Source organism: Nostoc sp., assembly GCF_036917235.1.
Lineage (GTDB): Bacteria > Cyanobacteriota > Cyanobacteriia > Cyanobacteriales > Nostocaceae > Nostoc.
The window spans coordinates 64,890-78,410 of sequence record NZ_JBALDU010000065.1 but is presented as its reverse complement, the minus strand read 5'-3'; the positions used below and the strand labels follow the sequence as shown (position 1 = coordinate 78,410).

Sequence of the window (13,521 nt, the reverse complement as noted above, 5' to 3'; positions counted from 1 at the left end):
AATCAAGCTTGAGTTATAAAAATTAACAAAGCGAGCGATCGCCAAATTATCCAGGAAACTCAGTGTGGCAAGCTGTACTGCACTTCTGTACTAGCAAAAATCACAGGGTTTGTCCTTACCTTACCAGTTAAAACTGTGACAGGAGTTTTGGATTCATAAATGTAAGGAGGACTCATACAAATGTTTAATTGGCAAAACCTGCGGCAGCAAATTCGATATTGTCTGATTTTCTTGGCTGCCCTCTGGTTGAGCTTAGGGGTTCCAGGTTGCAGTTTTTCCCCACCCAATTCTCAAACAGCTTCATCTCCTGGGCCTACCCAGACCAACCCGGCTGTACAACGTTTTGACGGTGTGACGATTAACGTCATTACCCATGATGAAGCAATTTATACGGGGACTAAGCGACATATTGCTGAATTTGAATCGCTGACTGGAGCGAAGGTCAATCTAACGGGTATTCCCTTTAAAAATCTTTACACCATATTGGAAAAGAACTGGTCTGGTAACAATTCAAAGTACGATATGGCAGTTATCTTGCCTCAATGGTTGATTGACTTTATCAATGCTGGCTATCTGGAAGATTTAACTGCACGAGTGAAGACTGATGCTACTTTGCAGTGGGATGATATCGCTCCGATCTTTCGGAATGTCAGTGCGACTTATAAAGGGCGCACCTACAGTATTCCGTTGGATGGCGATTTTCACATGGTTTATTACCGCAGCGATCTGTTAAAGGAAGTTGGTTTGACGCCTCCAGAAACGTGGGATCAGTATTTGGCGATCGCTAAACGGTTTCACGCCAAAGACCTAAATGGCGACGGGAAACCAGACTATGGCTCTTGTGTTTCAAAACGCGCTCATGAAAATAGCACAAGTATGTTGATATCTATTGCTACTCCTTTTTTGCAATCTCAGGGAACAGCACAAGGGGCATTTTTTGACCCAGATACGATGAAACCCCTAGTGAACAATCCAGCTTTTGCCAAAGCACTGGATATTTACAAACAAACTATGGATTATGGAGTTCCCCAAGATCAAAATCTGGGTGGTTCTAAAGCTAGAGAATTATTTATCACTGGCAGGTGCGCTCTGACTATTGATTGGGGCGATGTCGGGCCTCTAGCTATAGATTTGTCTGTGTCTAAAGTGATGGATAAAGTCGGTGCTGTCATCACTCCAGGTACTACTCAAGTCCTCGATCGCAAGACCAACAAATTGGTCGCCTGTGATAAGTTTACCTGTCCTTATGCTATTGATGGTGTCAATCACGCGCCCTACGCTGCCAACGTCGGTTGGACTGGTGTGATTCATGCCAAGGCAGCACCGAGGGTACAGGATGCCGCATATGCGTTTCTCTCCTATATGAGTCAACCTACTCAGTCCAATGTAGATGTAACCATTGGTACAACTGGCTTCAATCCCTACCGAATTTCGCAATTTGAAAACTCAGATCCCTGGATTAAAGCAGGACTGTCGTCCGAAGCTGCCAACAACTATCTTGGAGCAATTGGGGTCAGCTTGAACAGCCCCAACATAGTTTTGAATTTGAGCATTCCCCATAATCAGGAATATCAATTTGAAGTCCTCGATGCGGCTGTATCTGATTTTTTGGCGAACAAACTTACCACAGAGAAAACAATGCAGCAGATTGAACAGGGATGGGAGCAGATTACCAATAAAGTGGGGCGTGAGTCTCAACGCGCCGCTTACCGCGCTAGCCTTGGGCTATGAGGGAGCAATTAATTCAAAATTAAAGACATTTCAGACGTTCGCGTAGCGTCTCGCAGAGAAGAGGAGTGCGGTCTTGGGGTCTCCCCAAGAGGAGCAACTCCGGGGGATTTAAACCCCGAGTGAAATCCATCCCACCCCTTGTCCCCTGCTCCCCTACCTCTTTTTCAACCCAGCTGTTCATTTCACAAATGAAGTGGGCATCTTAAAAATAATTGAGTAAAAATTATCTCGAATATGATTTGTAATACACTGCCAATATCAGTAGCTTGAGACTGTAAAAGGAGCCACGCTAGTGCGAAATTGGAACCTGAGCACAAAAATTATTGCTTCCTATTCAGTGCTAATCGCAGTAATGGCTGGAACAATAGCTTCGGGGATGTACTGGCAGTTGTACTCTAGTCAACGACAGGCAATCCGTAATCGTCTTTTGGCGGTTGTCAGTCTAGCTGTTCCACAAATCGATAGCGATTATCACGGATTGATTGTTAAACCAAGCGATCGCACCTCAGCCTTTTACAAAATTAATCAAGATAAACTTGTAGCAATTCAAGCAACCAGTAAAGATATTAAACGTATTTATACGGTACGCCAACAACCAAATAAAAAATTTGTCTATGTCTTAAACTACGACCCTGCCGATCGAGGCAAAGGTGTATTGATTGGCATGGATTACACAAAGTCATTAGATGATTTGTATGCCGCCATTGCCCACAATGCACCGTTTGTTGAGCAGGAATTTCGCCAAACTACAAATGGTGAAACCATTCTTTACGGCTATGCCCCAATTACCAATCTCCAGGGGCGGGTGAATGGATTCTTGGTGGTTGAACTGGATGCAAGTTCTGTAGTTCGCCAAGAATATTCGGTAGCCGGATTTGCTCTGATAAATTTTTTAGCTGTGTTATTAGTAACTGTAGTTTTAGTGCGTTGGCTATCGCGATCGCTGGTAGTGCTACCTATTTTACAACTCAATAGCGCTGCCAAGCAATTAGAAACGGGGAATTGGAATGCCACTCTACCAAGCAATCGCACCGATGAACTTGGAGAACTCTCCGTATCTTTTAACAGCATGGCCAAACAGTTGCAAACCTCCTTTGCCACCTTAGAACAAAAGGTAGAAGAACGCACACTACAACTAGCAGAAGCAAAACAAAAAGCCGATACTGCCAACCTTGCCAAGAGTGAGTTCCTCGCTAACATGAGCCATGAACTGCGAACTCCGCTCAATGGCATCCTGGGCTATGCCCAAATTCTCCAAAATGGTGAACCCTTAACAGAACGAGCTAAAAAAGGTGTAGATATCATCTATCAGTGCGGCAATCATTTGCTTAATCTGATTAATGATATCCTTGACCTCGCCAAAATCGAAGCCCGCAAGTTGGAATTATATCCTGACGATGCTTATTTCCCGGCACTTTTAGAAGGCATTGCAGAGATGATGCGCGTGCGTGCTGGTCAAAAAGGAATTTCTTTTACCTATCAACCTGATTCTAATTTACCTGTTGGCATTACAGTCGATGAAAAACGCATCCGCCAAGTGTTGATTAACTTATTGGGCAATGCTATTAAGTTTACTGACGAAGGCGGAGTTACATTTCGCGTTAAAACTCACAAACTGGAAACTGCAACCTATCAAATTCGCTTTGAGGTTGAAGATACAGGGGTCGGGATATCGCCAATCGGACTCACAAAAATCTTCCAACCCTTTGAACAAGTGGGTGATGTGAAGAAACAAGCAGAAGGTACTGGATTAGGACTAGCAATCAGTCTGCAAATCGTTTCTCTGATGAGTAGCACCCTAAATGTGGACAGCCAACTTGGACAAGGTAGCACCTTCTGGTTTGAAGTTGAACTTCCCGAAGCTCAAGAATGGGCAGCAAGTCTGCGAACAACTAAGCAAGGGAAGATTATAGGATTTGAAGGCAGCAAGCGCCAGCTACTGGTAGTCGATGACCGTTGGGAGAATCGGTCAGTTTTGGTTAGTTTACTGGAACCTTTGGGTTTTGCAGTGATTGCCGTCAGCAACGGTCGAGAAGGATTGGACAAGGCGCAGGAGATTCATCCTGACCTGATTATTACAGACTTGATGATGCCAGAAATGGATGGTTACGAGATGCTGCGACAGTTGCGGCAGATTCCTGAGTTGCAGAATGTTCCAGCGATCGCTTCTTCAGCTAGTGTATTTGAAAGTAATCAGAATGAGAGTATCGCAGCCGGAGCCGATGCGTTTTTACCCAAGCCTGTAGAAGCCCCAGCGCTGCTGAAGTTGTTGGAAAAATACCTGAATCTAAAATGGATTTATGACCAAAATTCCATTGATGTGGAGCCGATGAAAGCCAACTCAGAGGCAATATCTTCATCCACCCCAGATGAGATTGTCCCCCCAACTGAGGAGGTTTTGTCACAGTTGCACACATTGGCGTTGCAGGGACGCTTGATGGCCATTGAGCAACAGCTAAAAACTGTGGAAAAAACAGATGAGCGATACCAACCATTTGTTAAAGCAGTACGTGAGTATGCAGATAATTTCCAGACTGAAAAAATCCGAGCATTGATTGAACAATATCTTCCCTAATCCCTAATCCCCAATCCCCATTTTTCCTATGACAGTATTCTCTACAAATTCCATTACATTTAACAGTCCCGTTACCAACCAGTTTGACAATGGCATTATCCTGATTGTCGATGATGTGCCAAATAACTTGAAGGTGCTTTCAGATACCTTAGCCAATGCTGGTTTTGAAGTTGCGATCGCCACTAGTGGTGAAAGTGCGCTACAACAATTGGAACATACTTCAGTGTCTTTGATTTTACTGGATGTGATGATGCCGGGGATGAATGGCTTTGAAACCTGTCAGTGCATCAAAGCCAATCTGAAAACCCGAAATATTCCAATTATCTTTATCACGGCCCTTTCTGAATCGGTGAATAAAGTCACAGGTTTTGAACTAGGAGCCGTTGACTATATTACCAAACCGTTTCAACAAGGTGAAGTGTTAGCGCGGGTGCGATCGCACTTAAAGCTTAACCACTTGAGTCAGTCTCTTGAAGCCAGAAATACAGAACTGCAACAACTCACCCAGCAACTAGAGCAACGAGTCACTGAACGAACCCAGGAACTATTTGGATCGATTGAAACCCTCAAACAAACTCAACAATTGATGCGCTTAGTATTTGATACTATTCCCCACTGGGTAGCCTGGAAAGATATCAATTCAGTTTATTTGGGCTGTAATCAAAGTTTGGCTACTGTATTAAACTTAAGTTCGCCTGATGAAGTTGTGGGTAAAACTGACTATGACTTACTGATCAGTAAAGAAGAATGTGATTGGTATCGTGTGTGCGATCGCCGCGTTATGGAATCTGGTAAAGCAGAACTCCACATAATTGAACAATGGCAACGGGCGGATGGTCAGAAAATTTGGTTAGATACGAGCAAGATGCCTTTACGCGATGCCAAAGGAAATGTGTTCGGCATTTTATTGGTGACAGAAGACATTACCAAACGTCAACTGGCACAAGAAGAACTCAAACAACAAAAACAAAATCTAGAAGAAGCATTAGCAGAACTTCAAGGCACTCAAGTGCAATTGGTGCAAAGTGAAAAAATGTCGGCATTGGGAAACCTTGTAGCAGGGGTGGCACATGAAATTAATAACCCTGTTGGCTTCCTGGGCGGTAATATTCAACCTGCCTTAGATTATATCAAGGATATATTTGGCTTAATTGATTTGTATCAACAGGAATATTCTCCTCCCAGTGGAGTAATTCAAGATGAAATCGAAGCAATTGACCTCGATTACATCCGCGAAGATTTACCGAAGTTAGTGGGTTCTATGCAAGAAGGTGTGAAGCGAATTCGGGATATTAGTACTTCTTTACGAACCTTCTCTCGTGCTGATAGCGATCGCCCCGTTGCTTGCAATATTCATGATGGCATCGACAGCACCATTTTGATTCTCAAACATCGTCTCAAACCTTCGCAAACCCGCCCAGAAATTCAAGTTATCAAAGAATATGGTCAGCTACCATTGGTAGAATGCTTTGCTGGGCAGTTGAATCAGGTGTTTATGAATATTTTAGCGAATGCGATTGATGCTTTGGAAGAGTCAAATATTGGACGCAGTTTTGCAGAGATAAAAATTCGTCCTAATTTTATCACAATTATTACTCAAATTAGTGAAAATAAGCAAAAAGTAATTATTAAGATTAAAGATAATGGTAAGGGAATGAATGAAGAAGTCAAACAAAAGCTTTTTGATCATTTATTTACTACCAAAGCTGTCGGTAAAGGAACAGGATTAGGATTAGCGATCGCTCGTCAAATCGTTGAAGAAACCCACGGTGGAAGATTGAGTTTTAACTCGGTTATCGGTGAAGGTACGGAGTTTATTATTGAGATATCGGTGTAATCTTGACTCGTTTAGTAAACAATTTCAAGCATCTGGGAATACTAAATCTGGAAACTTTAAAGATTTAGCAGTATGGTTAGCACTCTTGTCAATATTCCTGGATACAAGGTTAGCGAAGAACTCTACAATGGTTCTAGAACCATTGTGTATCGAGGGTATCGAGAGACTGACTCATTACCTATAGTTATTAAACTGCTGAAAAATCCTCATCCCACTTTTAGCGAACTCTTGTCGTTTCGGAACCAGTACACCATAGCTAAAAATCTTAACTCACCGCTAATCGTCCAAACTTATAAGTTGGAACCCTATCAAAATGGCTATGCGCTAGTGATGGAAGACTTTGGGGGGATTTCCCTCAAGGAATGGAGAATCAAGGGAAGGGGAAAATCTTTACAGGAGTTTTTAGAAATAGCGATCGCACTGTGCAATACCTTAGATATATTATATCACGAACGGATTATTCACAAAGACATTAAACCTAGCAATATTCTCATTAATCCCGAAACCAAACAAGTTAAATTAATCGACTTTAGTATTGCATCTTTACTACCACGTGAAACCCAAACGCTAGTCAATCCCAATATCTTAGAAGGAACACTCGCTTATATTTCCCCAGAACAAACAGGAAGAATGAATCGGGGGATTGACTACCGAACTGATTTTTATTCTTTGGGTGTGACATTTTACGAGTTACTTACAGGAAATTTACCTTTTGCATCAAATGAGCCAATGGAATTAGTGCATTGTCATATTGCTAAACTTCCACCATCCCTTCAGGAAGTCAAAAGTCAAAAGTCAAAAGTCAAAAGTGAAGATATTCCACAAGTGTTGTCAGATATTGTAATGAAATTGATGGCAAAAAATGCCGAAGATAGGTATCAGAGTGCTTTGGGACTGAAATTTGATTTAGAAAATTGTTTACATCAGCTACAAGTTGATGGTGAAATTCAGAGTTTTGAAATTGCTCGTAGGGATGTGTGCGATCGCTTCATTATTCCTGATAAACTTTATGGACGAGAAACCGAAATATTAACTTTACTCCAAGCCTTTGAGAGAGTTAGCCTTGGTGCAACAGAAATGATGCTGGTAGCAGGTTTTTCGGGAATTGGAAAAACTGCGGTTGTCAACGAAGTTCATAAACCGATTGTTCGCCAACGCGGTTATTTTATCAAGGGCAAATACGACCAATTTCAACGGAATATTCCCTTCAGTGCATTTGTACAAGCCTTTCGGGATTTAATGGGGCAATTGTTAACAGAAAGTGATGCACAGATTCAGGAATGGAAAAGCAAGATTTTAGATGCTGTTGGGGAAAATGGACAGGTAATTATTGAAGTCATCCCCGAATTATCAAGAATTATTGGCGAACAACCACCCGCCATAGAATTATCAGGAACAGCGGCACAAAATAGATTTAATTTATTATTTCAACAATTTACCCAAGTTTTTACCAGTGTTGAACATCCATTAGTGATGTTTTTAGATGATTTGCAATGGGCAGATTCGGCATCATTGAAGTTAATGCAGCTTTTAATGGCTGATACAGGTCATCTTTTGTTAATTGGTGCATACCGTGATAATGAAGTCAATTTAGGACATTCATTAATGTTGGCTTTGAGTGAAATCAAAAAAAACAAAGCGACGATTAATACAATTACGTTAGCACCACTGAGTCAACTCAAAGTGAATCAATTAGTTGGTGACACACTTAAATGTACAGAAACTTCGGCATGGACTCTTTCTCAATTAATCTATCAGAAAACTCAAGGAAATCCGTTTTTCGCAATCCAGTTTCTCAAAGCATTGCATCAAGAAAATCTGATTGAATTTGATATTGAGTTAGGCTGTTGGCAATGTGACATTACCCAAGTGATGACTCAAGCCGTTACAGATGATGTTATTGCCTTTATGGGTTTTCAATTGCGAAAACTAGCGCTATCAACTCAACAGGTGTTACAGCTAGCTGCTTGTATTGGTAATCAGTTTGATTTAGCAAGTTTGGCAATTGTTTCTAAACAATCTCAAATTGAAACGGCTGCGGCTTTGTGGAAAGGATTACAAGAAGGGTTGATTTTACCTAACGGTGATGTTTATAAATTTTATATTGGGCAAGAAACTCTTGCATATACACCGGAAAATATTCAGACTGTTACATACAAATTTTTACACGATCGCGTCCAACAAGCCGCTTATTCTCTGATTCCCGACGACCAAAAACAACTGACGCACTTAAAAATTGGGCAATTGCTTTTAAGTGTAATGAGCGAGACGGAAAAAGAGGAAAAAATCTTTGAGATTGTCAATCAATTAAATAAAGGAGCCGATTTAATTGTTGCAGAAACTGAACGTGAGGAATTAGCAAAACTAAATCTAATTGCTGCCCAAAGAGCTAAATCTGCAACCGCTTACGTCGCAGCAATTGAATACGCCACTAAAGGTATACAACTTCTCACAACAAGTTGTTGGCAGCAATGCTATGAACTAACGTTAGCTCTGCATGATTTAGCCGCAGAAGTAGCCTGTCTGAGTGGTGATTTTAGGCAAATGGAGCAGATAGTTGACGAAGTAGTGCAAAATGCTCGTCAATTACTAGACAAAGTGAAGGTCTATGAAGTGAGAATTTTGGCTGAGGTAGCCCAGAGTCAACAGCCCAAAGCTATTAAAACCGCTCTTTCGACTTTGGAATTATTTGGAGTATTGTTTCCACAGCCGACTGACGCAGATATTACTGAAAGTTTGCAACAGACTCAGGATGTATTAAAAGGAAAACATTTAGAAGATTTCTTGGAACTGCCCCAAATGACAGACCTCCAAGCCCTGGCAGCGATCCGAATTTTAGCGGCGGTGACAGCAGCAGTCTATCAAGCGGTTCCAGAATTACTGCCATTAATCGTGTGTAAGCAGATTAGGTTATCAGTGGAATATGGTAATGCTGCGGTATCAGCACAGGCTTATGCTTGGTATGGAGTGATTTTGTGTGGTATTGGAGAAATAGATTTAGGCGATCGCATTGGTGAACTGGCAATGGGACTACTATCACGCTTCCAAAGCAAAGAATTTAAAGCCAGCACGATTAACATGGTTTATCCCTTCGTGAAGCCTTGGAAACATCATATTCAAAATTCACTCGCTCCTTTACTCGACGGATACCACAGCGGTCTGGAGATGGGTACTTTAGAATATGCTGCCTACTGTGCCTACAATTACTGTTCGCTATCCTATTTTCTCGGAAAAGATTTGTCAATCCTAGAACCAGATATGAAGGTTTACAATCAGGCATTGGCTCAACTCAAACAGGAAGTTGCTCATAACTATCTGAGAGTCTTTTACCAATCCGTTTTAAATTTACTCGCAGAGAGCAAGTGCCCTTGGGAAATTCAAGGTGTAATCTATGACGAACAAATCATGTTGCCCTTGCATCAGAAGGCAAACGATCTTTACGCAATGGGAACACTGTATATCAATAAATTAATTCTTTGTTACTTGTTTAATGAGTGGGAACAAGCTATCAAAGTGGCGGCTGATGCCAAACAATATTTAAGTGGAGTATCCGGTTGTTTTATGGTGCCGGTATTTCACTTTTACGATTCATTGACTCATCTGGCGATGTTACCCAACGCTCAAGGTAAGGAATGCCTGCCCCAGCAAGTTGTTGACAACCAGAAGAAGCTGGAACAATGGGCAAACCATGCACCCACAAACCATTTACACAAATTTTATTTGGTTGAAGCAGAGCAGTATCGGGTATTGGGGCAGATGTATGAAGCAATGGATTACTACGATCGCGCGATCGCCTCTGCAAAAGCGAATGCATATATTCAAGAAGAAGCCCTAAGCAATGAAGTTGCTGGCAAATTCTACCTCAACTGGGGCAAAGAAAAAGTCGCCCAAGGATATATGCAAGAAGCATACTACTGTTACGCACGTTGGGGGGCAAAAGCCAAGGTTGCCGATCTGGAAAGACGCTATCCGCAACTGTTAGCCCTTATCCTCCAGCAAACCCATTCTCCTTTCTCCACTAACGAAACAATCTTCTCGTTAGCAAGCGTTACATCCACGAATTCCGGCACTTCCCACAGTAGCAGTGTCTCTGTTGCTTTAGATTTAGCTACTATTCTCAAAGCTTCTCAAACTCTTTCCGGCGAAATTGAATTTGAAAAACTGCTTTCATCATTGCTTGAAATCGTCATTGAAAATGCTGGGGCTGATAAATGCGTGTTCATGCTGTTGCGAGAGGATTTACTAGGCGATGCCAAAGGTGAACGCCTGCTAATTAAAGGGTCAATTACCGTGGGGATGCAGCCAGTTGTATTGCAGCGCCTTCCCGTTGAGGAAAGTCAAGACATTCCCCTGAAGCTGATTTACAAAGTGAAGCACGATAGGCAGACTGCTGTGATACTTGATGCAAGCACCGATCCGATCTTAGCCAACGACCCGTATATCATGCGTCAGCAGCCGAAAAGTATCTTGTGTAGCCCGATTTTACATCAAGGTAAGTTGATAGGCATTTTATATCTAGAAAATCATTTAGCAACGAGGGCGTTTACTAGCGATCGCATCGAACTCCTGAATTTACTCTGCGCTCAAGCGGCAATTTCTTTAGAAAATGCCCGACTTTATGAGCGATCTCAGGAAAATACCCAACAGCTAGAGCGATCGCTTGAGGAGTTAAGCATCGCACAGTCTGTCTTACAATCATCCCAGCAACGACTCCAGCTATTGGTTCAGCAAACTCCATTAGCAGTTATAGAGTGGGATACCAATTATCAAGTTACTGACTGGAACCCAGCCGCAGAAAGAATCTTTGGCTACAGCAAACAAGAGGCTTTGGGTTGTGGATTCAAATTCATTATTCCTGAAATAATTCAAGCAGAAATGGAGCGAGTCAGCGGCGAAATAATATCGCAGGAGGGCGGTAATTACAGTATCAATGAAAATGTGACAAAGGATGGTAAAATTATCATTTGTGCTTGGTATAACAATCCGCTTGTAAGTGCAGATGGCGAGTTAATCGGAGTTGCTTCCCTAGCAGATGATATTACAGAACAGCAAACTGCGCTACGCGATCGCAAAGTTGCCCAAGTCCAACTTCAACAAAAAGCACAAGAGCTAGAAACTGCTTTACAAAACCTGCAAAATGCCCAATTACAAATGGTGCAAAGTGAGAAAATGTCTGCACTCGGAAACTTAGTTGCTGGTATAGCTCACGAAATGAATAATCCTTTAGGTTTTATTGCTGCTAGTCTCAAACAAGCGAAACCTACTATCGCTGATATTGTTGAACATCTCAGACTATATCAAGAAAGTTTACCCAACAAAAGCGATGAAATCGAAGACCACGCCGAAGAAATCGACTTGGATTATAGCTTAGAAGACTTACCCAAGATGATTGATTCTATGTCTATGGCGTGTGACAGGTTAAAGAACATCAGCACCAGTTTGAGAACTTTCTCTCGTGCCGATCAAGACTACAAAGTACCTTTCAATATCCACCAAGGCATTGATAGCACTATTCTCATTCTCAAACATCGTCTCAAAGCCAATGAACAACGTCCGGCGATTCAAGTTGTTGCAAACTACGGTAATTTACCTCAAGTAGAATGTTTCCCCGGTCAATTAAATCAGGTATTTATGAATCTTCTCGCAAATGCTATTGATGCATTAGATGAATCTAATCATGGACTCAACTTTGAAGAAATTAAAGCCAATCCTAACTGCATTACAATTACAACCTCCCTCGAAAATAATCTCGTTAAAGTTGCCATTCTGGATAATGGTAAGGGAATTAATGAACAAGTTAAACAAAAAATATTTGACCATTTATTTACTACGAAAGCGGTTGGTAAAGGTACAGGTTTAGGGTTGGCGATCGCTCGTCAAATTGTTGAAGAAACCCACAGTGGAAAATTGAGTTTTAACTCGGTTATAGGTGAGGGGACAGAATTTATTATTGAAATTCCAGTATAATTTTAGGCTCTTTTGGTAAACATCTTCAGATATCTGGGAATACTAAATCTGGAAATTTCACAGATTTAGCAGTATGGTTAGCACAACAGTTAATATTCCTGGATATCGCATCTATGATTTACTCTACAATGGTTCGAGAACCCTAGTTTATCGCGGGTATCGAGAGAGTGACTCATTACCCGTAGTGATTAAACTGCTGAAAAATCCTTATCCGAGTTTCAACGAACTCTTGTCGTTTCGCAATCAGTACACCATTGCCAAAAATCTCAACTCACCACTAATCGTCCAAACCTATAGCCTCCAAGCCTATCAGAATGGCTATGCGTTGGTGATGGAAGACTTTGGGGGGATTTCTCTTCAAAATTATTTTACCTCTGACCAGGGGCGATATATTGCATCTCTAGACGAGTTTTTACCGATTGCGATCGCACTCTGCAATGCCTTAGATATATTGTATCGTGAGCGCATTATTCATAAAGATATCAAACCCAGCAATATCTTAATTAATCCTGAAACCAAACAAGTCAAATTAATTGACTTTAGTATTGCATCACTTCTACCACGAGAAACGCAAACCCTTATTAACCCCAATGTGTTGGAAGGAACACTAGCTTATGTTTCTCCTGAACAGACAGGGAGAATGAATCGGGGAATCGATTATCGCACAGATTTTTATTCCCTTGGTGTAACTTTTTATGAATTACTCACGGGTGAGTTACCATTTGCATCAAACGATCCAATGGAATTGGTACATTCTCATCTTGCTAAAACAGCACCTTTAGTAGATAAAATTAATCCACAGATTCCGGCAATTATCTCAGAAATTGTTAGTAAACTGATGATGAAAAATTCTGAAGATAGATATCAGAGTGTATTGGGATTGAAGTTTGATTTAGAAAAATGTTTAGATCAGCTAAAAGAAACTGGTGAGATTGGAGACTTTGAAATTGCTACTAGGGATGTGTGCGATCGCTTCCTCATCCCCGATAAACTCTACGGACGAGAAACTGAAGTTGAAACTCTATTGCAAGCCTTTGAAAGAGTAAGCCTTGGCGCGACAGAAATGATGCTGGTAGCAGGTTTTTCCGGCATTGGAAAAACAGCAGTCGTCAACGAAGTTCACAAACCTATTGTCAAGCAACGCGGTTATTTCATCAAAGGAAAATTCGACCAATTTCAACGCAATATTCCCTTTAGTGCTTTTGTCCAAGCATTTCGAGACTTAATGGGTCAATTGCTTGCCGAAAGTGATTCTCAAATCCAGCAATGGAAGAATAAGATTTTACAAGCTGTGGGAGAAAACGGGCAAGTAATTATTGAAGTTATCCCCGAACTAGAAAGAATTATTGGCTCGCAACCACCCGCAGTGGAGCTATTGGGAACAGCAGCCCAAAATCGCTTGTCATCGAAA

At 41.5% G+C, this 13,521-nt stretch carries 4 protein-coding genes and 1 pseudogene; all 5 read left to right on the top strand.

Features of this window, described 5'->3' with window-relative positions; all coding sequences use genetic code 11:
- Nucleotides 1-180 precede the first annotated feature (180 nt).
- Nucleotides 181-1,731 carry an ABC transporter substrate-binding protein gene (locus V7K44_RS19050; protein ID WP_334933473.1) on the top strand — a complete coding sequence of 517 codons (1,551 nt, stop codon included), beginning with the start codon at nt 181-183 and terminating at the stop codon, nt 1,729-1,731.
- Nucleotides 1,732-2,083: 352 nt separating this feature from the next.
- On the top strand, nt 2,084-4,306 hold the full coding sequence (locus tag V7K44_RS19045) for an ATP-binding protein (RefSeq protein WP_334933472.1): 2,223 nt from the start codon (nt 2,084-2,086) through the stop codon (nt 4,304-4,306).
- 28 nt (nt 4,307-4,334) lie between these two features.
- Complete coding sequence (locus tag V7K44_RS19040; RefSeq protein WP_334933471.1) at nt 4,335-6,143, top strand: response regulator; 1,809 nt, start codon at nt 4,335-4,337, stop codon at nt 6,141-6,143.
- Between the two features lie 72 nt (nt 6,144-6,215).
- Entirely contained in the window at nt 6,216-12,110 is a 5,895-nt protein-coding gene (locus V7K44_RS19035; protein ID WP_334933470.1) for a trifunctional serine/threonine-protein kinase/ATP-binding protein/sensor histidine kinase, read from the top strand.
- A gap of 73 nt (nt 12,111-12,183) precedes the next feature.
- Nucleotides 12,184-13,515 (top strand): annotated as a pseudogene (locus V7K44_RS33235) (serine/threonine protein kinase); the annotation flags it as partial.
- Nucleotides 13,516-13,521: the final 6 nt, after the last annotated feature.

Coding starts and splice junctions, on each gene's coding strand:
- V7K44_RS19050 (WP_334933473.1), top strand. CDS start 181: ATGTTTAATTGGCAAAACCTGCGGCAGCAAATTCGATATTGTCTGATT.
- V7K44_RS19035 (WP_334933470.1), top strand. CDS start 6,216: ATGGTTAGCACTCTTGTCAATATTCCTGGATACAAGGTTAGCGAAGAA.
- V7K44_RS19045 (WP_334933472.1), top strand. CDS start 2,084: ATGGCTGGAACAATAGCTTCGGGGATGTACTGGCAGTTGTACTCTAGT.
- V7K44_RS19040 (WP_334933471.1), top strand. CDS start 4,335: ATGACAGTATTCTCTACAAATTCCATTACATTTAACAGTCCCGTTACC.